The organism is Roseicyclus salinarum, assembly GCF_029624655.1.
Classification (GTDB): domain Bacteria; phylum Pseudomonadota; class Alphaproteobacteria; order Rhodobacterales; family Rhodobacteraceae; genus Roseibacterium; species Roseibacterium salinarum.
This window is the reverse complement of record NZ_JARRSA010000044.1, coordinates 1-23,599: the sequence shown is the minus strand read 5'-3', so window position 1 is coordinate 23,599 and position 23,599 is coordinate 1. Positions and strand designations below refer to the sequence as shown.

18 protein-coding genes are annotated in these 23,599 nt (G+C 68.7%); 13 read left to right on the top strand and 5 right to left on the bottom strand.

The features are described from left to right. Positions 1 to 4: 4 nt before the first annotated feature. From P6F26_RS19725 to P6F26_RS18765, 4 genes are all read left to right on the top strand, one after another. A complete protein-coding gene (locus tag P6F26_RS19725) occupies positions 5 to 160 on the top strand; it encodes a DUF6497 family protein (RefSeq protein ID WP_430736766.1) in 156 nt (51 codons plus the stop codon). A gap of 340 nt (positions 161 to 500) precedes the next feature. Continuing rightward, entirely contained in the window at positions 501 to 875 is a 375-nt protein-coding gene (locus P6F26_RS18775; protein ID WP_278030238.1) for a hypothetical protein, read from the top strand. A 310-nt stretch (positions 876 to 1,185) separates the two neighbouring features. Continuing rightward, a complete protein-coding gene (locus P6F26_RS18770; protein ID WP_278030237.1) occupies positions 1,186 to 1,389 on the top strand; it encodes a hypothetical protein in 204 nt (67 codons plus the stop codon). A gap of 150 nt (positions 1,390 to 1,539) precedes the next feature. Then, positions 1,540 to 3,585: an acetyl-CoA carboxylase biotin carboxylase subunit gene (locus tag P6F26_RS18765; RefSeq protein WP_278030236.1), complete on the top strand. Its 2,046-nt coding sequence runs from the start codon at positions 1,540 to 1,542 to the stop codon at positions 3,583 to 3,585. A gap of 30 nt (positions 3,586 to 3,615) precedes the next feature. On the opposite strand, the gene P6F26_RS18760 is transcribed toward P6F26_RS18765, so the two are convergent. Continuing rightward, positions 3,616 to 4,116 (bottom strand): DUF4174 domain-containing protein, encoded by a 501-nt coding sequence (locus P6F26_RS18760; RefSeq protein ID WP_278030235.1) that lies wholly within the window; start codon positions 4,114 to 4,116, stop codon positions 3,616 to 3,618. Between the two features lie 195 nt (positions 4,117 to 4,311). Here P6F26_RS18760 and scpA point away from each other — a divergent pair, with 195 nt between their 5' ends. The 6 genes from scpA to proS all read left to right on the top strand — a co-directional run bounded on the left by scpA (position 4,312) and on the right by proS (position 14,018). Continuing rightward, the gene (scpA, locus tag P6F26_RS18755; protein ID WP_278030234.1) at positions 4,312 to 6,453 is read left to right on the top strand and encodes a methylmalonyl-CoA mutase; all 2,142 of its coding nucleotides are present in this window, start codon (positions 4,312 to 4,314) and stop codon (positions 6,451 to 6,453) included. A gap of 503 nt (positions 6,454 to 6,956) precedes the next feature. Beyond that, positions 6,957 to 8,039, top strand: a complete 1,083-nt coding sequence (locus P6F26_RS18750; protein WP_278030233.1) for an AI-2E family transporter — start codon at positions 6,957 to 6,959, stop codon at positions 8,037 to 8,039. After that, the gene (locus P6F26_RS18745; RefSeq protein WP_278030232.1) at positions 8,039 to 8,743 is read left to right on the top strand and encodes a P-loop NTPase family protein; all 705 of its coding nucleotides are present in this window, start codon (positions 8,039 to 8,041) and stop codon (positions 8,741 to 8,743) included. The genes P6F26_RS18750 and P6F26_RS18745 overlap by 1 nt, the downstream gene beginning before the upstream one ends. 14 nt (positions 8,744 to 8,757) lie before the next feature. Further along, positions 8,758 to 10,932, top strand: a complete 2,175-nt coding sequence (locus P6F26_RS18740; RefSeq protein ID WP_278030231.1) for an RNA degradosome polyphosphate kinase — start codon at positions 8,758 to 8,760, stop codon at positions 10,930 to 10,932. 90 nt (positions 10,933 to 11,022) lie between these two features. Next, positions 11,023 to 12,564, top strand: a complete 1,542-nt coding sequence (locus P6F26_RS18735) for a Ppx/GppA family phosphatase (RefSeq protein ID WP_278030230.1) — start codon at positions 11,023 to 11,025, stop codon at positions 12,562 to 12,564. Between the two features lie 113 nt (positions 12,565 to 12,677). Next, positions 12,678 to 14,018 carry a proline--tRNA ligase gene (gene proS / locus P6F26_RS18730; protein ID WP_278030229.1) on the top strand — a complete coding sequence of 447 codons (1,341 nt, stop codon included), beginning with the start codon at positions 12,678 to 12,680 and terminating at the stop codon, positions 14,016 to 14,018. Positions 14,019 to 14,024: 6 nt separating this feature from the next. On the opposite strand, the gene P6F26_RS18725 is transcribed toward proS, so the two are convergent. Continuing rightward, positions 14,025 to 15,224, bottom strand: coding sequence for a trypsin-like serine peptidase (locus tag P6F26_RS18725; protein WP_278030228.1), 1,200 nt, complete (start codon positions 15,222 to 15,224; stop codon positions 14,025 to 14,027). A 170-nt stretch (positions 15,225 to 15,394) separates the two neighbouring features. After that, positions 15,395 to 18,739 (bottom strand): carbamoyl-phosphate synthase large subunit, encoded by a 3,345-nt coding sequence (carB, locus tag P6F26_RS18720; RefSeq protein WP_278030227.1) that lies wholly within the window; start codon positions 18,737 to 18,739, stop codon positions 15,395 to 15,397. A 210-nt stretch (positions 18,740 to 18,949) separates the two neighbouring features. Between carB and P6F26_RS18715 the strand changes: the two genes are divergently transcribed. Next, positions 18,950 to 19,279, top strand: a complete 330-nt coding sequence (locus P6F26_RS18715; RefSeq protein ID WP_278030226.1) for a DMT family transporter — start codon at positions 18,950 to 18,952, stop codon at positions 19,277 to 19,279. Between the two features lie 88 nt (positions 19,280 to 19,367). On the opposite strand, the gene P6F26_RS18710 is transcribed toward P6F26_RS18715, so the two are convergent. Continuing rightward, positions 19,368 to 20,597 carry an SAM-dependent methyltransferase gene (locus tag P6F26_RS18710; protein WP_278030225.1) on the bottom strand — a complete coding sequence of 410 codons (1,230 nt, stop codon included), beginning with the start codon at positions 20,595 to 20,597 and terminating at the stop codon, positions 19,368 to 19,370. A gap of 196 nt (positions 20,598 to 20,793) precedes the next feature. Between P6F26_RS18710 and bchE the strand changes: the two genes are divergently transcribed. Continuing rightward, a complete protein-coding gene (bchE, locus tag P6F26_RS18705; protein WP_278030224.1) occupies positions 20,794 to 22,458 on the top strand; it encodes a magnesium-protoporphyrin IX monomethyl ester anaerobic oxidative cyclase in 1,665 nt (554 codons plus the stop codon). Positions 22,459 to 22,462: 4 nt separating this feature from the next. Further along, the gene (gene bchJ, locus P6F26_RS18700; protein WP_278030223.1) at positions 22,463 to 23,086 is read left to right on the top strand and encodes a bacteriochlorophyll 4-vinyl reductase; all 624 of its coding nucleotides are present in this window, start codon (positions 22,463 to 22,465) and stop codon (positions 23,084 to 23,086) included. A gap of 60 nt (positions 23,087 to 23,146) precedes the next feature. Here the strand turns inward: bchJ and P6F26_RS18695 are convergent. Continuing rightward, the coding region (locus tag P6F26_RS18695) for a murein hydrolase activator EnvC family protein (RefSeq protein ID WP_278030222.1) at positions 23,147 to 23,599 on the bottom strand (453 nt) is incomplete at its 5' end.

The window sequence follows — 23,599 nt, the reverse complement described above, 5'->3', positions numbered from 1 at the left end:
CGGGTTGGCGGCGCTTGGCGCGGCCGCGCGGCCGCCCGCCCGGATCGTCGTGCAACTGATGCAGGAGCCGTTTCCGCGCGGCGAGCCTGCTCCGGGGACAAACCAATCGATCGAGGCCTACTTGATCCGGGACGACAGCTGCATGTGGGAGCTTTTGTGATGCAGATACATTATCTTGCGCTCCGTTCTTCATGCCGCAGCGGATTTGAGGCTTCTGAGTCACATCATGGCGCCCTCTGTGGAAAAGCCTGTGGATCGCTTCCGGCCTCGGCTATCATCGGCTCCAGCTGCGCAACCGCAGTTGTACCTCGGGTCGTGGCCGGGCCCGTGCGCCCGGTCACGCACCGGAGTATCACTAGCGGGGGACAACCCCGCAGAAGGCAGGTCCCGAAGCATGGGCGCCGCCCATGCCCGAGCAGGACCCTTCCCTTGGCCGGACGGGGCATGGTCTCCGTCCGGCCCTTCAGCCGTCCGCTCACCCTCCGCACGGGGGTGGCGTCATGCTGAAGCACAAGGGGTTCCCGTCGCGGCTTCCGAGCTCCGACTTCCAGTTCACCATCCGCAGGGCGAACCGTGACGGCGCCACGCGCCTTGTCGCGCGCGAGCGCTACGCCGACCGCAGGCCCGCCGACCGCCGCGCCGACGCGGCCTTCGTCGAGGCGCTCTGGCTCTATTTCGGCGAGGAGCCGTTCGAGCGCGGCAACCTCGATGCGGGACGACTGTCGTGGCTGTTCGGGCGCGAGGTCGTCCCCGCCGAGGAGCCCTTCGATCCCGAAAGCTACGAGGCGCTTCTGCAGCTCGACGTGGCGCGCGCCCGCGCGGCCTTCCCCGAGGCGTTCGACGGCTCGGGCCTGTGGGAGGATCCGTCGGCATGAATCTGCCCGCCGGCCCCAGCTTTGCGCAAGTTGGCGCGCATCCGTCCGCCGGGACGACGATGCCCCTTTCGCGCGCTTCCGCAGATGGCATGTTGCCTTTGTCGGCCCTTCCCCCAAACCAGATACGGGCCGACACCGACAAGACGTGTTACCCTTCCCCTTCAAAGCGGTCGGACGGCCTGGCCTTCCGACCGCGATTTTTCGCCGATGCCGCGCGATCACGTTCGTTTGCGCGCGAAGCCACTAGGCGGCCTGCTCCATTCGGTGTAGCGTTTTCGGCAGAATTCCTATCGACTGGAGAAGACCTAAAATGCGCTCGCGTATCTCAATTTCCGCCCTGCTGCTCGTCTCGACGATCGGTCTCGCCGGCTGCGTGGCCAGCGATCTCGAGCGCGCTGGCGCAGGGGCGCTCATCGGTGGCGTGGGCGCCGCCGCGCTCAACGGCAACGTGGCCACCGGCGCCGCGATCGGTGCGGCCGGCGGCGCGCTTTGCGACGACGTCAACCTCTGCTGATCCGCGGCTGAGCGGCGCGGCCTCGCGCGCCGCGGCGGACCATTCGACTGCAGACAGGGACCACCCGGGCCGAGAGGCCCCGGTGGTCCTTTCTTTTTCCGGACATGCCGGGCGCGCGAGCGGCCCGGCCAATCAGAAGGGACAGCGCCGATGTTCAAGAAGCTCCTGATCGCCAACCGGGGCGAGATCGCCTGCCGCGTCATCAAGACGGCGCGCCGCATGGGGATACCGACGGTCGCGGTCCATTCGGACGCCGACAAGACCGCGCTGCACGTCCGCATGGCCGACGAGGCGGTTCACATCGGTCCTGCGCCCGCCTCGGAAAGTTACATCGTGATCGACAGGATCATGGCGGCCATCGAAGCCACAGGCGCCGACGCGGTGCATCCGGGCTACGGCTTCCTGTCGGAGAACATGAAATTCGCCGAGGCGCTGGAGAGGGCGGGCGTGGCCTTCGTCGGCCCGCCGCCCGGCGCCATCGAGGCGATGGGCGACAAGATCACGTCGAAGAAGCTGGCGGCCGAGGCTGGCGTATCGACCGTGCCGGGCTTCATGGGCCTGATCGGAGACGCCGAGGAGGCGGTCAGGATCTCGAACGACATCGGCTACCCGGTGATGATCAAGGCGAGCGCCGGCGGCGGCGGCAAGGGGATGCGGATCGCCTGGAACGATACCGAGGCGCGCGAGGGCTTCCAGGCGTCGAAGAACGAGGCGAAATCTTCGTTCGGGGACGACCGCATCTTCATCGAGAAGTTCGTGACCCAGCCGCGCCACATCGAGATCCAGGTGCTGGCCGACGCGCACGGCAACTGCGTATACCTCGGCGAGCGGGAATGCTCGATCCAGCGCCGCAACCAGAAGGTCATCGAGGAGGCGCCCTCGCCGTTCCTCGACGAAGCGACGCGCAAGGCGATGGGCGAACAGGCCTGCGCGCTGGCGCAGGCGGTCGGCTACACCTCCGCGGGCACCGTGGAGTTCATCGTGGACGGCGCGCGGAACTTCTATTTCCTCGAGATGAACACGCGCCTGCAGGTGGAGCATCCCGTGACCGAGCTGATCACGGGCGTCGACCTGGTGGAGCAGATGATCCGCGTCGCGGCCGGCGAGAAGCTTCCCTTCGCGCAGGACGACGTGACCCTGACGGGCTGGGCCATCGAAAGCAGGCTCTATGCCGAGGACCCCTACCGCAACTTCCTGCCCTCGATCGGGCGCCTGACACGCTACCGCCCGCCCGAGGAGGTGCAGGCCGGGCCCCTGAACGACAGCGGCAAGTGGCAGGGCGACGCGCCGAAGGGCGCGACGGCGGTGCGGAACGATACCGGCGTGTTCGAGGGCGGCGAGATCTCGATGTACTACGACCCGATGATCGCGAAGCTCTGCACCTGGGGCACCGACCGGGCCGAGGCGCTGGAGGCGATGCGCGTGGCGCTCGATGGCTTCGAGGTCGAGGGGATCGGCCACAACCTGCCGTTCCTGAGCGCGGTTATGGACCACCCCCGCTTCGTCTCGGGCGAGATCACGACCGCGTTCATCGCCGAGGAATACCCCGACGGATTCGACGGCGCGACGCTTGCCGAGGCGGAGTTGCGCCGGGTCGCGGCGGCCGCCGCGGCGATGCACCGGGTGGCCGAGATCCGGCGCACGCGCGTGTCGGGACGGATGGACAACCACGAACGGCGGGTCGGCTTGGACTGGGTCGTCACCCTTCAGGGCGAGGAATTCGCCGTGACGATCGCGGCCGACCACGAGGGGTCGACCGTGACCTTCGCGGACGGTGCAGCGATGCGCGTCACCTCGGACTGGCGGCCGGGCGACCAGCTTGCGCGGTTGTCTGTGGACGGTGCGCCGCTGGTCCTGAAGGTCGGCAAGATCCCCGGCGGCTTCCGCGTGCGCACGCGCGGCGCCGACCTGAAGGTGCACGTCCGCAGCCCGCGCCAGGCCGAGCTTGCGCGCCTGATGCCCGAAAAGCTGCCGCCCGACACCTCGAAGATGCTCCTCTGCCCGATGCCCGGTCTGATCGTGAAGATCGAGGTCGAGGTGGGGCAGGAAGTGCAGGAGGGGCAATCGCTTTGCACCGTCGAGGCGATGAAGATGGAGAACATCCTGCGCGCCGAGCGGAAGGGCGTCGTCACCCGGATCAACGCGGGTCCCGGCGACAGCCTCGCCGTGGACGAGATCATCATGGAGTTCGAGTGAGGCCGTGGCCGCGTCGCCCGGAACCGGGGCCTACTGGCCGCCGCTGCGCAGCTCTTCCTGCCGGAACGAGAAGTTGTCGATGCCACGCATGATCTCGCGGACGTCGCGGGGCGAGGGGCGGCGGAAGCCGACGCTTCCGTCCTTCTGCATCACGACGAGCGAGAAGCCGCGTGGGCGCAGCTCCTGCCGGATGGCCGACCGCGCCGAGGGGTCGGTGTCGACGATGATGACCGCGTCGCGCTCGAGCAGCGGGTCGGGCCGCGCGGCCAGAAGCTGCATCTGCTCGATGAAGCGGGGATCGGCGGGCGTGTCGGCGAAGACGATGATCGGACGCGCGACCCAGAGGAATTCCTCGAGCGTCAGGCCGGCCGCGTCGCGCGGCTCCATCGGATCGACGGCCTCCATCGCGGACCCGGTCTCGCCGGCCTCGGTCTCGGCCATCGCCATCGTCCCCGAGCCGCTGTCCTGCGCGAGAATCGGTGCGGGGGCGAGCAGCAAGGCTGCAATCGTTGAAATCAGGATCGTTCGCATTGTCTCTCCGTTCTTCAGAGATATAGGCGGGCGATCCGCGAAAGCGAAGGGCGACGTGACGCAGGCGCGGGGGGCGGTGACGGCCCCGGCGCGCCTTTCCGGCCGCGAAGGCCCGCCCGCACGCGGCCTTGGCCGCCCCGAAATCGCCGCAACGGCCGCTGCCGGCCGCGACCCGAAACTGACGAGGACGACCCCATGACCCACAGTCCCAAAAGCATCCAGGAATGGCGCGTGCGCGCCGAGAAGGAGCTGAAGGGCCGCGATCCCGACACGCTCGCATGGGAGACGCTGGAAGGCGTCCGCGTCAAGCCGCTCTATACCGAGGCCGACACGGCGGATCTGCCGCACATGGGCAGCCTGCCGGGCTTCGAGCCCTTCACCCGCGGCGTGAAGGCCACGATGTATGCGGGCCGTCCGTGGACGATCCGGCAATACGCGGGCTTCTCCACGGCCGAGGAAAGCAACGCCTTCTACCGCCGGGCGCTGGCCGCCGGGCAGCAGGGCGTTTCGGTCGCCTTCGACCTCGCCACCCATCGCGGCTACGACAGCGACCATCCCCGCGTGGAGGGCGATGTCGGCAAGGCGGGCGTGGCCATCGACAGCGTTGAGGACATGAAGATCCTCTTCGACGGCATCCCGCTGGACCAGGTGTCCGTCTCGATGACGATGAACGGCGCGGTGATCCCGGTTCTGGCCAGCTTCATCGTCGCGGGCGAGGAGCAGGGGCACGACCGCGCGGCGCTGTCGGGGACGATCCAGAACGACATCCTCAAGGAGTTCATGGTCCGCAACACCTACATCTACCCGCCCGAACCCTCGATGCGGATCATCTCCGACATCATCGCCTACACCTCCGAGCACATGCCGAAGTTCAACTCGATCTCGATTTCCGGCTACCACATGCAGGAGGCGGGCGCGAACCTGGTGCAGGAGCTTGCCTATACCATCGCCGACGGGCGCGAATACGTCCGCGCGGCCATCGCGGCGGGCATGGACGTGGACAGGTTCGCCGGGCGGCTGAGCTTCTTCTTCGCCATCGGCATGAACTTCTTCATGGAGATCGCCAAGCTCCGCGCCGCGCGCACGCTGTGGCACCGGATCATGACCGAGTTCGGCGCGAAGAACGAACGCTCCAAGATGCTGCGCACCCATTGCCAGACCTCGGGCGTCTCGCTTCAGGAGCAGGACCCCTACAACAACGTCGTGCGCACCGCCTACGAGGCGCTGTCGGCGGTGCTGGGCGGCACCCAGTCGCTGCATACCAACGCGCTGGACGAGGCGATCGCGCTGCCCACCGACTTCTCTTCGCGGATCGCGCGCAACACGCAGCTGATCTTGCAGGAAGAGACCGGCGTGACGAAGGTGGTCGATCCGCTGGCGGGCTCCTACTACGTCGAAAGCCTGACCAGCGAGCTGATCGAGAAGGCGTGGGAGCTGATCGAGGAGGTCGAGGAGATGGGCGGCATGACCAAGGCCGTCGAAAGCGGCCTGCCGAAGCTGCGCATCGAGGAAAGCGCGGCGCGCAGGCAGGCGGCCATCGACCGGGGCGAGGACGTCATCGTGGGCGTCAACAAGTACCGCAAGGACAAGGAAGACCCGATCGACATCCTCGACATCGACAACGTGAAGGTCCGCGACAGCCAGATCGCGCGGCTCGAGACGATCCGCGCCAGCCGCGACGAGGCCGCCTGCACGGCGGCGCTCGATGAGCTGGAGCGGCGGGCGAGGGATGGCGGCAACCTGCTCGAGGCCGCGGTCGAGGCCGCACGGGCGCGGGCGAGCGTGGGAGAGATCAGCATGGCGATGGAAAAGGTGTTCGGACGTCACCGTGCCGAGGTGAAGACCCTCGCGGGGGTCTACGGCTCGGCTTACGAGGGCGACGAGGGCTTCGCGCAGATCCAGAGGGACATCGAGGCCTTCGCCGAGGAGGAGGGGCGCCGCCCCCGGATGCTTGTCGTCAAGATGGGCCAGGACGGGCACGACCGGGGCGCCAAGGTGATCGCCACGGCCTTCGCCGATATCGGCTTCGACGTGGATGTGGGCCCCCTGTTCCAGACCCCGCAGGAGGCGGCGCAGGACGCGATCGACAACGACGTGCACGTCATCGGCATCTCCAGCCAGGCGGCGGGGCACAAGACGCTTGCGCCGAAGCTGATCGAGGCGCTGAAGGCCGAGGGCGCGGGCGACATCATCGTCATCTGTGGCGGCGTGATCCCGCACCAGGATTACGAGTTCCTGCAGAAGGCGGGCGTGAAGGCGATCTTCGGACCCGGCACGCACATCCCCTCGGCGGCGAAGGAGATCCTCGCACTGATCCGGGCCACGCGGACGGCCTGAACCGGGATCGCGCGGCGCGCGGGCAGGTCCGCGGCCGCTTTCGCGATGAGTGGGGGCGCCGCGGAGCCGGACGAGGTGGCGGGCGCGCACCGCGGTTACGCCGATCCACATGGGACTGAGAGCTGCTCGAGGCCCAGCCGCCCCGGGCGCATGGCCGACCCATTCCCGGCCATACGCCGCATGCCCCGGAGATGCTTGCCCGCGCGCCCGGCCGCCCGCGCCCCGACGCGGATGCGGTCGGAGCCGCCCGCCGGGCCGGTCGCGCGGGCACCATCACCCCTGCTGCGTGCGCCGGGTGATGGCCCTTGCGCTCGCGGCGTGGGGCCGGGGGTGGGTGAAAAGGGCACGGGCATCGTCGTCATCGCGCCGTCGGCCGGAAAGCGGAAGGAAGGCGGCCAGATGCGGCCCGGCCTGACCGTTCCCCCCCGACAACGGCGGCTTGACCGCCTTTTTCCTTGCCCGGCCCGTCCCGGTATCGCATCTAACGCACCGAAGGAGGCGCCATGGCCCTGCCAGTCCGCCAGCAGATCACCTATTGGGGTGCCGCCGCCGCGGTGCTCATGGCGGTGCTGTGGCTTCTGGGCGACGTCATCCTGCCCTTCCTCGTGGGCGGCGCCATCGCCTATTTCCTCGATCCCGTCGCCGACCGGCTCCAGCGCCTGGGACTGAGCCGGGTGCTCTCCACGATCGTCATCTTCATCGTCGTGACCCTCGTGTTCGTGGTGGCCGCCCTCATCGTGATCCCGCTTCTGATCCAGCAGGCGACGGGTCTGGTGCAGTCCGCCCCCGAGGTTTTCGGACAGCTTCGCAACTTCCTGACCGAGCGCTTTCCCACCGTGATGGACGAGGGCTCGACGCTGCGGAATTCGCTCGCCTCGCTCGGGGAGACGGTGCAATCGCGCGGCGCCGAGTTGTTGCAGGGCGTTCTGAGTTCGGCCGCAGGCGTCGTCAACGTGCTGGTCTACATGGTCGTCATTCCCGTCGTCGCCTTCTACCTGCTGCTCGACTGGGACCGAATGGTGGCGCGCATCGACGACCTGCTGCCGCGCGACCATGCGCCGGTGGTGCGGCATCTGGCCGGCCAGATCGACCGGACGCTCGCCAGTTTCGTGCGCGGGCAGGGGACGGTCTGCCTGATCCTCGGGACGTTCTACGCCGTCGCGCTGATGATCATCGGGTTGCAGTTCGGCCTTGTCGTGGGCCTCGTGGCGGGGCTTTTGACGTTCATTCCCTATGTCGGCGCGCTCGTGGGCGGCATCCTGTCCATCGGGCTCGCGCTGTTCCAGTTCTGGGGCGACTGGTGGTGGATCCTGGCCGTGGCGCTGGTGTTCCAGGTCGGCCAGATCGTCGAGGGCAACATCCTGACGCCGAACCTCGTGGGCAGCTCGGTGGGCCTGCATCCCGTCTGGCTCATCTTCGCGCTGGCGGCCTTCGGGTCGCTCTTCGGCTTCGTGGGCCTTCTGGTGGCCGTCCCGGTCGCCGCGGCGATCGGCGTCCTCGTGCGCTACGCCATCGAGCGCTACAAGCACGGCAAGCTCTATCGCGGCATCGAAAGCGCCTCCGACAAGGCCGGTCCGGAGGCCTGATGCCCGAACAGCTCGTTCTGGACCTGCCCGTCCGACCGGCGATGGGGCGTGGCGATTTCTTCGTCTCCGAAAGCAATGCGGGCGCCGTGGTGCTGATCGAGGCCTGGGGCGACTGGCCGCACGGCAAGCTCGTGCTGACCGGCCCCGAGGGGTCCGGCAAGACGCATCTCGCCCATGTCTGGGCCGCCCTGGCCGGCGCGCGGATCGTCGCGGCCGCCGACATCGCCGAGGACGACCTGCCGCGCCTCGCCCACGCCAGAGCGCTCGTCGTCGAGGACCTGCCGGACATCGCCGGCGACCGCGCGGCCGAGACGCTCCTGTTCCACCTGCACAACGCGCTCGCAGGGTCAGGCGCGCCGCTTCTGGTCACGGCGCGCGCGAAGCCTTCGCGCTGGGGTCTTGGCCTGCCCGACCTCGACAGCCGGATGCGTCAGGCGGGGCTCGCGCATCTCGACCCGCCCGACGACGCGCTTCTCGCCGCGCTCCTGGTCAAGCTGTGCCACGACCGGGCGCTGAGGCTGACGCCTGCGATCCTGTCCCATGTCGTCGCCCGCGTGGAGCGTGCATCCTCGGCCATACAGGCCTTCGTGGACAGGCTCGACGCGCGCGCCCTCGCGCACAAGCGTCCCCCGCGCCTTTCTGACGCCAAGGCCGTGCTTGCCGAGTTCGAGGCGGACGTGTCACGTTTCCGTCACGAGACCTGATTAGGGCCAAAGCCATGAGTTTCGCCGATTTCCTCCACGCGCCTCTCCCCGAGCCCGCCGACGTGCCGGCCGCGCAGTTCGAGGGTCCGCGCCGCTTCTTCAACCGCGAGATCAGCTGGCTGGCCTTCAACTGGCGCGTTCTGGAAGAGGCCGAGAACCCCCGCGTGCCATTGCTCGAGCGGGTGCGCTTCGCGTCGATCAGCGCGGGCAACCTCGACGAGTTCTACACCGTGCGCGTCGCGGGCCTCCGCGAGCTGGCGCAGGAGGGCAAGACCGCCATCTCGGACGACGGGCGCACGCCGGCCGAGCAGCTCAAGCTGATCAACGCGGACGCCCGCAGGCTGATGCAGCACCAGCAGGCCGCATGGGTCGCGCTGAAGACGGAACTGGAGGCGGAGGGCATCAGGGTCGTGTCCCGCACCGCGCTGAAGGGCGCGGACCGCAAGCACCTCGAGGAGGAATTCCTCGCGCGGGTCTTTCCCGTGCTGTCGCCGCTCGCCATCGACCCCGCGCATCCCTTCCCGTTCATCCCCAACGAGGGGTTGGCGCTGGCGCTGCAGATGCGGCGGGACCGCGACGGCAGGGAGCTGCAGGCGCTGCTGCCCATTCCCAGCCAGATCGACCGTTTCGTGCGCCTGCCGGCCTCGGAGGGCGAGGTGCGGTTCCTGCCGCTCGAGGAGCTTCTGCTGCTCAACATCGGCGCGCTGTTTCCGGGCTACCAGCTGAAGGGGTCTTGCACCTTCCGCATCCTGCGCGACAGCGACCTCGAGGTCGAGGAGGAGGCCGAGGATCTCGTTCGCGAATTCGAGACCGCGCTGAAACGCCGCCGCCGGGGCGAGGTGGTGCGCCTGCAGATCAGCGCCGGGGCGCCCAAGGATCTCAAGACCGAGATCATCGAGCAGCTCCACGTCGCCGAGGACGAGGTCGTGGACGTGAAGGGCATGATCGGCCTCGTCAGCCTGAAGGAGCTGGTGCTGGACGAGCGCCCGGACCTTCTGTGGCGGTCGTTCACGCCGCGCGTGCCCGAGCGGGTGCAGGACCACGACGGCGACATGTTCGCCGCGATCCGCCAGAAGGACATGCTGCTGCACCACCCCTACGAGACCTTCGACATGGTGATCCGCTTCCTCAGCCAGGCGGCGCGCGATCCCAACGTCGTGGCGATCAAGCAGACGCTCTACCGGACGTCGAACGAAAGCCCGATCGTGGATGCGCTGTGCGAGGCCGCCGAGAACGGCAAGTCCGTCACCGCGCTGGTCGAGCTGAAGGCGCGCTTCGACGAGGCGGCCAATATCCGACAGTCGCGCAAGCTGGAGCGCGCGGGCGCGCACGTCATCTACGGCTTCATCACCTACAAGACGCACGCCAAGATCTCGACCGTCGTGCGCCGCGAGGGCGACCGCCTCGTGACCTACACCCATTTCGGGACCGGCAACTACCACCCGATCACGGCGCGCATCTACACCGACCTCTCGCTGTTCACCTGCGACGACGCGCTGGGCCGCGACGCGACCAAGGTCTTCAACTACGTCGGCGGCTACGCCGAGCCGGAGGGCCTGGAGAACCTCGCAATCTCGCCCCTCAGCCTCAAGGACCGCATCCTCGAGAAGCTCCGCGAAGAGGCCGACCACGCGCGCGCGGGCCGTCCCGCGATGGTCTGGGCCAAGATGAACAGCGTGATCGAGCCAGACATCATCGACGCGCTCTACGAGGCCAGCCAGGCGGGTGTGCGGATCGACCTCGTGATCCGCGGCATCTGCGGCCTGCGCCCGGGCATCAGGGGGCTGAGCGAGAACATCCGCGTCAAAAGCATCGTGGGCCGCTACCTCGAACATTCGCGGATCGTGTGCTTCGGCGCGGGCCACGGCCTGCCATCGAAGAAGGCGCGGGTCTACATCAGTTCGGCCGACTGGATGGGGCGCAACCTCAACCGCCGGGTCGAGACGCTGGTGGAGTGCACCAACCCCACCGTGAAGGCGCAGATCGTCAGCCAGATCATGGCCGCCAATCTCGCCGATGTGGCGCAAAGCTGGGTGCTTCAGCCCGACGGCTCGTTCCTCCGCGCCGATCTGCACGGCATCGACAATCCGTTCTCCTGCCACCGCTTCTTCATGGAGAACCCCTCGCTCTCGGGGCGCGGCTCGGCCGGGGCCAAGGATGTGCCCGAACTGACGCACGGAACGGAATGAGCCGCCGACGTTAGGAATTGACGTCCGCGCTCCGTGCATGCCATCACCCTGCCCATGTCGCGTCAGGCAATGGCATAGGGTGTGGCCGGAATGGAGGATCTGCACCCCGAATGGGGCCCGTTCGGCGTCCCGCTCTTCGATGCGCCCGAAGCTCTTGCCCTCAGCCGCGTCGGCGTCATCGACATCGGCTCGAACTCCGTCCGGCTCGTGGTGTTCGACGGCGCGGCGCGAAGCCCGGCCTACTACTTCAACGAAAAGATACTCTGCGGCCTCGGCGCCGGCTTCTCCGAAACCGGGCGGCTGAATCCGGAGGGACGCGTGCGCGCGCTCAAGGCGCTGCGCCGCTTCGCGGCCCTCGCATCGGGGATGGGGGTTTCCCCGCTTCTGACGGTGGCGACGGCGGCGGTGCGCGACGCCGAGGACGGGGCGGAATTCCGCGCCGAGGTCCTCGCGGAGACCGGCCTCGACATCCACGTCGTGGACGGCGGCGAGGAAGCGCGGCTGGCCGCGCAGGGCGTGCTTCTGGGCTGGCCCGGCGCCGAGGGCCTCGTCTGCGACATCGGCGGCTCGTCGATGGAGCTGGCCGAGCTGCGTGGCGGCGGCAAGGTCGGCCTGCGCCAGACGTCCGACCTCGGCCCGCTCAAGCTGATGGGGCTGAAGGGCGGCAGGAAGGCCGTGCGCGCGCATATCAAGGCGCGCGTCGCGGACCTTGCCGAGGCCTTCCCCACCAAGCCCGAGCGCCTGTTCCTCGTGGGCGGGTCATGGCGGGCCATCGCGCGGATCGACATGGAGCGGCGCGGCTATCCCCTGAAGGTGCTGCACGAATACCGCATGACGCCGAAGGCCATCCTCGAGACGATAAAGCTGATCGAGAAGGCCGAATTGGCCGAGCTGAAGTCCGGCACGGGCACCAGCAGCGAACGCATGAGGCTGGTGCCGTGGGCCGCCGAGGTGCTGAAGGTCCTCGTGCGGCAGCTGCGCCCGAAGGAGGTCGCGGTCTCGTCCTACGGGATCCGCGAGGGGCTGCTCTACGAACAGATGTCCGAGGCGCTGCGCCACCGCGATCCCCTGATCGAGGCCGCCCGCCACGCCGAGGCCTATTCGGCCCGGATGCCGGGGTTCGGCCGCGCCCTCTACCGTTTCGTCGAGCCGCTTTTCCCGCGCGCCCGCCATGACAAGAAGCGCCTGATCCGCGCCGCCTGCCTGCTGCACGACGTCAGCTGGCGTGCGCATCCCGACTACCGCGCAGAGGTCTGTTTCGACAACGCCACGCGCGCCAACCTCGGCGGCATGACCCATGGCGAGCGCGTCTATCTCGGCCTTGCGCTGCTGCACCGCTACAAGTCGAACCGCGCGGGCACGAACTTCAACGCGCGGCTCCTCGAGCTTCTGCCCGAGGCGCAGGTGAAGGAAGCCGAGATCCTCGGCCGCGCCATGCGCTTCGGTGCGATGTTCACGGTGGCGCGTCCCGGCGATCACGGGGCGCTCGCGTGGCGCCCCAAGCGGCGCGAGCTGATCCTGAAGCTCAAGACCGACGAGGGCCGCGCCCTGTTCGGCGAGGTCGCCGAGGCGCGCTTCAAGGCGCTGGCCGGCGCGATGGGCGCCGAGGCGCTGATCGTCGGCGCGCTCTGACGCGGCCCTGCCCCCGGTCCTGAGCCCGGCCCCCGGCGCCGGCCTGCTTGTGGGGCGTTTTGGGATCGCGTAGAGGTCAGGCGACGCCGACCAGCCACCAGGGTTCCAGATAGATGCGCCTTTCCCGCTATTTCCTTCCCGTTCTCAAGGAAACGCCCGCCGAGGCGCAGATCGCCAGCCATCGCCTGATGCTGCGCGCCGGCATGATCAAGCAGGCGAGCGCGGGCATCTATTCGTGGCTGCCGCTGGGCTACAAGGTCCTCAGGCGCATCGAGCAGATCGTCCACGAGGAACAGATCCGCGCGGGCCATCACCCGATGCTGATGCCCACCATCCAGTCGGCGGACCTGTGGCGCGAAAGCGGGCGCTACGACGCCTACGGCGCCGAGATGCTGCGGATCAAGGACCGGCACGACCGCGACATGCTGTTCGGGCCCACGAACGAAGAGCTGATAACCGACATCTTCCGTTCCCACGTCACCAGTTACCGGGACCTGCCGCTGACGCTCTACCACATCCAGTGGAAGTTCCGCGACGAGATCCGGCCCCGCTTCGGCGTGATGCGCGGCCGCGAGTTCCTGATGAAGGACGGCTACAACTTCGACCTCACGAAGGAAGATGCACTGCACGCCTACAACCGCCACCTCGTGAGCTACCTGCGCACCTACGAGCGGATGGGCCTTCAGGCGATCCCGATGCGCGCGGATTCGGGGCCGATCGGCGGCGACGACACGCACGAATTCCTCGTGCTGGCCGATACGGGCGAGTCGGAAGTGTTCTACGACAGCGAGATCACGGACCTGCGTTTCGGCGACCGCGAGATCGACTACCACAGCCATGACGCCTGCCGCGCCGTGCTGGAGGAATTCACCTCGCGCTACGCCCGCACCGACGAGACTCACGATCCCGAGGTCTTCGCGCAGGTCCCCGAGGAACGCCGGCGCGTCGCGCGCGGCATCGAGGTGGGGCAGATCTTCTACTTCGGCACCAAGTATTCCGAGCCGATGGGCGCGGTCGTCAGCGATAGCGACGGCAACCGTGTGCCGGTGCACATGGGCTCGCACGGGATCGGCGTCAGCCGCCTCGTCGGCGCCATCATCGAGGCCTGCCACGACGACAACGGCATCGTCTGGCCCGAGGGCGTCACGCCCTTCCATGTCGGCATCGTCAACCTCAAGCAGGGCGACGGCGCGTGCGACGCGGCCTGCGAGGGGCTTTACAAGGCGCTCGCCGAGGCGCGGCTCGAACCGCTCTATGACGATCGCGAGGAACGCGCGGGCGCGAAGTTCGCCACGATGGACCTGATCGGCCTGCCTTGGCGGATCACGGTTGGCCCGCGCGGCCTGAAGAACGGCGTGGTCGAGCTGACCAGCCGCAAGACCGGCGAAAGCGAGGAGATGTCGCCCGAGGCCGCCGTCGCGCGGATCGTCGAGATCTATTCGGGCGTCCTCTGAGCGGGGCTACTTCGAGGGCTGCTGCGGCGCCGAGGCCTGACCGGCGGCCAGCGCCCGCATCTCGGCCATGATGTAGTCGGCATACATCGCCACGTTGCGGTCGTAGCTTTCGCGCGGCTGGGCGTCGGTATGGCTTTCGATGCCGACGATCCGGTAGCGCCCGCCATCCTCGATGAAGAGAGGCGATCCCGAATCGCCCTGCAGCGTGTCGCATTCGTGCACGAGGGTGCTGTCCGGACCGATTTCGACGAAGGGGCAGGCGAGGTTGCCCGTCAGCACGCCGTCCCTGTCGTAGCTGTAGCCCGCCTGCATGATCGCGGGGCCGCCGCCGGCCATCAAGTCCGCGATCTCGCCCTGCGAGAGGCCGGTGACGTCCATCCAGCCCACGGCGTCGCCGATCGGATCGGCGAGATAGACGAAGGCGAAGTCCGTTCCCTCCTGTTCGCCGGCCATCCAGCCGCCCGGCACATGGTAGCCGGTGGCGCGCGACCGCGCGACGGCGCTGCCCCGGTCGTAGCCTGCGAGGAATTCCACCGGCGGCGTCTCGATCACGCCCGCATTGGCGATGCAATGCGCCGCCGTCAGGACGGTCCTGGGCCCGATCAGAACCCCGGTGCAGCTGGTGCCGGACAGGTCCAGGAACCCGATCATGCTCCACGGCGCGGCGGTCGGATCCACCTCGACGCGGTCGTCCTGTCCGAAGAAGGCGCGCTCGTAGGTGCCGGCGAAGGGCTCGCCCTCGGTGATCGCCAGCATCGCCGGCGGATAATCCTCGGTCGCCGCGTAGGTGCCCACCCAGATGTCGTATTGGCCCGCCAGCGGCGTCTCGAAGCTGACGGCGGGGTTCAGGCCCGAGGCGTCATCGTTGCAGTGCCACGCCCCGTCGGGCGCGTTGACCAGCAGCACGGTATCCTCGCGCGCTTCGACGTAGAACGACAGCGGCAGTCCCTCGCCATCGGTGAAGACGATGCGGAAATCAGGCGCCTCGGCGAAATATCCCGCGCAGGCACCGCCCGAGGACTGATCGGTGTATTCCGCGCGAAGGCTGCCGCCGGCCAGAAGGCTGACCCAGTTCGGATCGGGCTCGAACCCGGAGACGACCGTGAAGACGCCGAAGGTGGAGGGCAGGGTGTAGTCCTGCGCGTGGAGCGTCTGAGCGGAGGTCGCGGCGGCGAGGGCCAGCGCTGCGGCGAGGCGTGTGAGCATGGGGTCGTGCCGTCCTGTCCGAATAAGCGATACCGGCAGGTTAGGCGGCGAACGGGGCCTTCGGCAACGGCGAAGGCGCGGGCGAGGACGCGGGCAAGGACGCCGGGGCAGGCCGGCCGGTTCCGACCCGGCTTGCGCCCGCCTTGCGAGGCCCCCTCGCGCGGCCCGTCTCAGGCCTGCAGGCTTCTGACCCCAAGCTCCCCCTCGCGCGCCGCGCGCATCGCCTGCGCGGCGGCATGGCTTGCGGCAAGCGTGGTGAAATACGGGATCTTGTCGGCCAGCGTCACCGCGCGCATGGACCGCGAATCCTCGACCGCCTGCGCGCCCTCGGTGGTGTTGAGCACCAGCTGCACGCCGCCGTCCTTGATGATGTCGACGATCGTGCGCCCGCCCTCGTAGGCCTTGTTCACGACGGCCGAGGCAAGACCATGCTCGGCGAGGAACGACGCCGTGCCGCGCGTGGCCAGAAGCGACAGGCCCATCTCCGTCAGCATCCGCGCCGTCTCGATCAGCATCGGCGTCTTGTCCCCGTCGCGCACCGACACGAAGACCGTGCCCGCGTCGGGAAGCTGCGTCCCCGCGCCGAGCTGCGCCTTGAGGAAGGCCCTCGGGAAGGTGCGGTCCCAGCCCATGACCTCGCCGGTCGAGCGCATCTCGGGGCCGAGCAGCGTATCGACGCCGGGGAAGCGCGCGAAGGGCAGCACCGCCTCCTTGACCGAGAACCACGGCGTGCGGAAATCGGCCAGCGACATCGGATCGCCCGGGATGATCGGCGTCGCGTCGTCGACCGGCTGGTGCGGCTCGGCGACGGGGAAGGCCGACATGCGCTCGCCCGCCATGAGCCGCGCGGCGATCGACGCGATGGCGCTGTCGGTCGCCTTGGCCACGAAGGGCACGGTGCGCGACGCCCGCGGGTTCACCTCGATCAGGTAGATGTCCTCTCCGCCCGCGCCGTCGGGCTTCACGGCGAACTGCACGTTCATCAGGCCCACGACATGCAGCGCGCGCGCCAGCGCCTCGGTCTGTTCGATGATCCGCGTCTGCACGGACTCCGACAGCGTGTGCGGCGGCAGCGAGCAGGCGCTGTCGCCGGAATGGACGCCCGCCTCCTCGATGTGCTGCATGATGCCCGCGACGTGCACCGCCTCGCCGTCGCACAGCGCATCGACGTCCACCTCGGTGGCCCCGTCGAGGTAGCTGTCGAGAAGGACCGGGTTCTTGCCCGACACCACCACGGCATCGCGGATGTAGCGGTCGAGCTGGGCCGCGTCGCGCACGATTTCCATCGCGCGCCCGCCCAGCACGTAGGAGGGCCGGATCACCAGCGGATAGCCCAGCGTCTCGGCCGCGGCCTTCGCCTGCGCGTCCGACGTCGCGATGGCGTTCGCGGGCTGCTTCAGCCCGAGGCGGTGAACCAGCTGCTGGAACCGCTCGCGGTCCTCGGCGAGGTCGATGGCGTCCGGCGTGGTGCCCAGGATCGGGATGCCCGCGTCGTGCAGCGCGTTGGCAAGTTTCAGTGGCGTCTGCCCGCCGAACTGCACGATGACGCCGTGCAGCGTCCCGGCCTCCTGTTCCACGCGCAGGATCTCCATGACGTGCTCGAAGGTCAGCGGCTCGAAATACAGCCTGTCCGAGGTGTCGTAGTCGGTCGAGACGGTCTCGGGGTTGCAGTTGACCATGATCGTCTCGTAGCCCGCGTCGCTCAGCGCGAAGCAGGCGTGGCAGCAGCAGTAGTCGAACTCGATCCCCTGGCCGATCCGGTTCGGCCCGCCGCCCAGGATCACGACCTTCTTCCTGCCGCTGGGACGCGCCTCGCATTCCGCCTCGCCCATCACGGGCACCTCGTAGGTGGAATACATGTAGGGCGTCTGCGCCTCGAATTCGGCGGCGCAGGTGTCGATCCGCTTGAACTGGGCCGTTACCCCGAGGTTCAGGCGGGCGCGGCGGATGTTGCTTTCGTCGCGGCCCGTCAGCTGCGCGAGGCGCGCGTCGGTGAAGCCCATCATCTTGAGCGCGCGGATGCCCTCCTCGGTCATCGGCAGGCCGTCGCGCCGGACGCGCGCCTCGGTGTCCACGATCTCGCGGATGCGCGCGAGGAACCAGGGGTCGAACTTCGTCACGGCGGCGATGTCCGCGTCAGCCAGCCCATGGCGCATCGCCTGCGCGATGACGCGAAGCCGGTCGGGCGTCTGCCGGCTCAGGGCCTTGGTGATCGCCGCCCGGTCGGGCGCGCCGGGGATCTCGATCTCGTCGAAGCCCGACAGCCCCGTCTCCAGCGAGGCCAGCGCCTTCTGCACGCTTTCGTGGAAGGTCCGGCCGATCGCCATCGCTTCGCCGACCGACTTCATCGCCGTCGTCAGCGTCGGCTCGGAGCCGGGGAACTTCTCGAAGGCGAACCTCGGGATCTTCGTCACGACGTAGTCGATCGTGGGCTCGAAGCTTGCGGGCGTCACGCGCGTGATGTCGTTGTCCAGCTCGTCCAGCGTGTAGCCCACGGCCAGCTTCGCGGCGATCTTGGCGATCGGAAAGCCCGTGGCCTTCGACGCCAGCGCCGAGGAGCGGCTGACGCGCGGGTTCATCTCGATGACGACCATGCGCCCGTCCTCGGGGTTCACCGCCCACTGCACGTTCGAGCCGCCCGTCTCCACGCCGATCTCGCGCAGGACGGCGATCGAGCCGTTGCGCATGATCTGGTATTCCTTGTCGGTCAGCGTCAGCGCCGGCGCGACGGTGATCGAATCGCCGGTATGCACGCCCATGGGGTCCACGTTCTCGATGGCGCAGATGATGATGGCGTTGTCCGCGCGGTCGCGGACCACCTCCATCTCGAACTCCTTCCATCCCAGAAGCGACTCGTCCACGAGGATCTGCGCGACGGGCGAGGCCTCCATGCCGGTGCGGCAGTAATGCTCGTATTCCTCGCGGTTGTAGGCGACGCCGCCGCCCGTGCCGCCCAGCGTGAAGGCAGGCCGGATGATCGCGGGCAGGCCGACATACTCGATCGCCTCGATCGCTTTCTGCAGGCCCGCCTTGATGTCGTATTTCCCCTCCGCAGTCTTCGGCGCGGACACGATCGTGGCCTTGGGGTTCTCCAGCCCGATCCGATCCATCGCCTCGCGGAACAGCTTGCGGTCCTCGGCCATCTCGATGGCCTCGCGCCGGGCCCCGATCATCTCCACGCCGAACTTCTCCAGCACGCCCATCTCCTCGAGCGCGAGCGACGTGTTCAGACCGGTCTGCCCGCCCATCGTGGGCAGAAGCGCGTCGGGGCGTTCCTTCTCGATGATCTTGGCGACGACCTCGGGCGTGATCGGCTCGATGTAGGTCGCGTCGGCGAGGCCGGGATCGGTCATGATCGTGGCGGGGTTCGAGTTCACCAGGATGACCCGGTATCCCTCCTCCTTCAGCGCCTTGCACGCCTGCGCTCCGGAATAGTCGAATTCGCAGGCCTGGCCGATGATGATGGGCCCCGCGCCGATGATCATGATCGAGCGGATGTCGGTTCTCTTCGGCATGGTGTCCCCCGGGGCCGCGGCGCATGGTCGTCGCGCGAAAGGCGCGCGCAGTGTCTTCGTCCTCGCGCGCCGCACGCGCGCAAATTCCTGGCGTTATAGACGCGCGCGGCCCGGGCGCAAGGGATTCACGCCGCACCCGTCCGTGCCGGCTTGCCAGCGCGCCCGGCCGCGTCTAGGGCGGGGGCGCGTGTGGTTGCGGAGGTGTGAAGGATGCACTGGCTCCTGCTGGTTCTGGCGATCGTGGCGGAGGTCATCGGAACCACCGCGCTCAAGGCCTCGGCCGGCTTCACGCGGCCCGGCGCGGTCGCGGTCGTGGTGCTGGGATACGGCGTCGCCTTCTACCTTCTGGCCCGCGTCCTTCTGGTGCTGCCGCTCGGCGTCACCTACGCGATCTGGTCGGGCCTCGGCGTCGCCGCCGTCACGATCATCGGCCTCGTGGTCTACGGCCAGAAGCTCGACGCCGCGGGCTGGCTCGGCATCGGGCTGATCGTGGCGGGCGTCATGGTCCTGAACCTCCTGTCGGACACGACCGCCGCCTGATCCCTTCATCTTTCCCGAAATACCGCCCGGGGGGTGCGGGGGGCAGGCAGCCCCCCGCGGGCGCCGCTGCGCGTGCCCTCCGCCGATGTCACTCCGCCGCCGAAAGCCGCGCCTCGGCCGCGTGCGGATAGAGGTAGTCGCGGGTCAGCGGCACCGCGTCCTGCCTGCGCGCCAGCTGAACCTGGAAGACGCATTGCCTGTTGTGTCGGAACGTCACTTCGCACGCCTTGAGGTAATACCGCCACATCCGGCAGAACCGCGCGTCGTAAAGCGCCCGGGCCTTGTCCTCGTTGGCCACGAAACGGTCGTGCCAGTGCCTCAGCGTCTCGGCGTAATGCAGCCTCCAGACCTCGACGTCGCAGGGGTAGAGATCCGCGTCCTCGAAGGCCCGCGCCACCTCCGACATCGCCGGGACGTAGCCCCCGGGGAAGATGTATTTCGCGATCCAGGGGCTTGTCGTGCCCGGCGGCGCGGCGCGGCCGATCGTGTGGATCAGCGCGATGCCGTCCGCCGCCAGCCGCTCTCGGACGGTGTCGAAGTATTCCCCGTAATGCGGCGCGCCGACATGCTCGAACATCCCCACCGAGACGATGCGGTCGAAGCTGCCCTCGACCGCGCGGTAGTCCTTCAGCTCGAAGCGCACCCTGTCCGAAAGCCCGGCCGCCTCGGCGCGCCGCGTGGCCACCTTGTGCTGCTCCTCGCTCAGCGTCACGCCCAGCACCCGCACCCCGTGGTCGCGCGCGAGCGTCAGCGCCATGCCGCCCCAGCCGCAGCCGATCTCGAACACCTCCATCCCCGGCTCCAGCAGGAGCTTTCCGGCGATGTGACGCTTCTTGGCTGCCTGCGCCTCTTCCAGCGTCACCGAGGGGTCGGTGAAATAGGCGCAGGAATACTGCCGGTCGGCATCGAGAAAGAGGTCGTAGAGCTCGCCCGACAGGTCGTAGTGATGCGCCACGTTCCGCCGGGCCCGGAAGGCGGGGTTGTACTGGTCGAACATGCGTCGCGCATAGCGCGCGGCATGGTCGATCCGGCGCCACCACACCCCGCCGTTCGCCGCCGCGTTCAGCGTGGCCAGCGTCAGGAAGCCCTCAAGGTCGTCGCCGTCGATCGTCATGCCGCCGTCGGCATATCCCTCGCCCACGGCCAGTTCGGCATTGCGCACCAGCCGGCGCGGCAGGGACGGGTCCGCAAGGCGCACCGTCACCGGCTCGGCCCCGGCCTCTCCGTAGCGCCGCGCCTCGCCGTCAGGGTAGACGATCCGGAGCGCGCCCTTCGTGACGAAGCCCCGAAGCATTCGGTCGAGCATCCGGTCCCACATCGCGCACCTCCCGCGTCATCGGTCCAAACGTACATTCGACAACGCACGAGGCGCGCCGTCGGTTCAAAATGCCTGCGACAATTTTGCACGATCTTCCCCGTCGGGATCAAGCCCGTCGGAGGCTCCGCTTGATATGTGTCAATCCAATTGGACACATTATGTGTTCGACTTGGCTGACAAAGTCAGGGAGTCGGCCATGCGCATCTGTCTAATCCACCCCAACTATCACTCCGGGGGCGCCGAGATCGCGGGCAACTGGCCGCCGGCCTGGGTCGCCTACCTGGCGGGGTCGCTGAAGGCCGCGGGTTTCGACGACATCCATTTCATCGACGCGATGACGCACGACCTGACCCCCGGACAACTCCGCGTGAAGCTCGCCGAACTGCAGCCCGATGTGGTGGGCACGACCGCGATCACCCCCTCCATCTACGTCGCCGAGGAAACGCTCGCCCTCGCCAAGGAGGTCCTGCCCCGGGCCGTCACGGTGCTGGGCGGCATCCATGCCACCTTCATGTATCGACAGGTCCTGTCTGAGGCCCCGCAGGTCGACGTGATCGTTCGCGGCGAGGGTGAGGAGATCATCGTCGAGCTGATGCGCGCCATCGCCGACGGCCGGCTCGCCGAGCGCCGCCGCGCGATCAAGGGCCTCGCCTTTCTCGACGGCGACGAAATCGTCGCGACCCCGGCCGCGTCGACGGTGAAGAACATCGACGCCATCTCGCCCGACTGGTCGCTCCTGGAGTGGTCGCGCTACATCTACGTTCCGCTCGGCGTGCGCGTGGCGATCCCCAACATGGCGCGCGGCTGCCCCTTCACCTGCTCGTTCTGCTCGCAGTGGAAGTTCTGGCGCGATTACCGTGTGCGCGACCCGATCAAGGTTGTCGACGAGATCGAGAACCTCGTGAACGAGCATGACGTGGGCTTCTTCATCCTCGCCGACGAGGAGCCCACCATCAACCGGCGCAAGTTCGTCAAATTCTGCGAGGAGCTGATCGCCCGCGGCCTTCCCGCGAAGGTTCAGTGGGGCATCAACACACGCGTCACCGACATCATGCGCGACCGGGAGCTTCTCGGCCTCTACCGGCGCGCGGGCCTCGTCCACGTCTCGCTCGGCACCGAGGCCGCCGCGCAGATGAAGCTCGACCAGTTCAACAAGGAGACCAAGGTCGCCGACAACAAGGAGGCGATCCGCCTCCTGCGCGAGGCCGACATCTTCGTCGAGGCGCAGTTCATCGTGGGTCTCGACAACGAGACGCCCGAGACGCTCGAGGAAACCTTCCAGATGGCGTGGGACTGGCAGCCCGACCTCGCCAACTGGGCAATGTACACGCCCTGGCCCTTCACGCCGCTCTTCCAGGAGCTGGGCGACAAGGTCGAGATCTTCGACTTCTCGAAATACAACTTCGTCACCCCGATCATGCGCCCCGCCGCGATGGACCGCGCGACGCTTCTCGACCGCGTGATGCACAACTACCGCCGCTTCTATTCGCGCAAGGCGCTGTTCCACTATCCGTGGCGCGGAACCGGCTACCGGCGGCGCTACCTGCTCGGCTGCCTCAAGGCCTTCGCGAAGGCGGGCTTCCAGCGCTCCTTCTACGACCTCGGCAAGCACAACTACTGGGGCCCGCAATCGAAGGAGGGCGTCAACTTCAACTTCGACCGCACCCGCAAGATCGCCCGCGCACAGATGGACGACTGGCAGTCCACGCAGGACCTCGCCACCCAGAAGCGGGCGCGGAAGGTGTCGCGGGACACGTCGTTCCGGATGCCCAACGGCGCCGTCGTGGCGCCCGTCGGCGCCGGGGCGGATGCGAAGGCCTGCGGCGGCGGTGACCGCCAGATGGCAGAGCCCGCGGAATAGGCCCGTGAGCGCGCCCGGCATCGTCCCCGGCGGCCGCATCGGCCCCAACGCGATCCTGCAGCTCGTCCCCGTCCTCGAGAACGCGGCGGGACCGGAGGCGACGGCGCATGTCCTCGCCATGGCCGGCGTCATCGCGCTGCCCGATCCCGACGCGGGCCTCGTCGACGAGGCGCCCGCCGCCCGTCTGCACCAGGCGATGCGCGCCGAACTGCCCAACGTCGCTCCGGCCCTCGCGCGCGAGGCCGGGCGCAGGACCGGCGACTATATCCTGGGCAGGCGCATCCCGCGCCCGGCCCGCGGCCTCCTGCGCCTGTTGCCCGCGCGCCTCTCCGCGCCCCTTCTTGCGCGCGCCGTGGCGCGCCACGCCTGGACGTTCTGCGGCTCGGGCGGCTTCCGCCTCGCCTCGACCTGGCCCGTGGCCTTCGAGATCGACGACAACCCCGTCGTCCGCGGCGAGCGCTCGGACGTCCCCCTCTGCGACTGGCACGCCGCGGTCTTCGAACGCCTCTTCTCTGCGCTCTGCGGCGGTGGCTGGCACTGCCGCGAGGTCGCCTGCTGCGCCCAGGGCGCGCCCGCCTGCCGGTTCGAGCTACGCCGAAGCGTCTCCCCCCGGCCGCCTTCGCCTTGACTGTCCCGGCCCTTCATCTTTCCCGAAATACGCACCTCCCACGGTGCGGCCCGCGCAGGCTCAGGGCAGGAAGCGGTCGGGATCCACGGCCTCGAAGCCACGCCGGACCTCGAAATGCAGGAATGCGGGATCGCCGTCGGCGACCTCAGCGACGGCCTGTCCGCGGCTGACTGCATCCCCGCGCGAGACCGAGATGTTGCGGATGTTGGCGTAGACGGTCAGCAGCCCGTCGGCGTGGCGTATGACCAGGATCGGGACGCGGTCCGTGTCCTGCGTGATCGCGGCGACCTCTCCGTCACCGGCCGCGCGCACCGTGGTTCCGGGCGCGGCCGAGATGTCGATGCCCTCGTTCGAGGCCGAATAGGGGCGCAGGATCGGCCCGTCGAGCGGCCGCACGAAGCGCGACGTGGCGGCCGGCTCGGGCTCGGGTTCGGGTGCGGCTGCCGGCGGCGCGGGCGGGGTGGGCCCGCCGCCCGTCGCGGGCGGCAGGGGAGCGGCCTCGATCGCAACGGG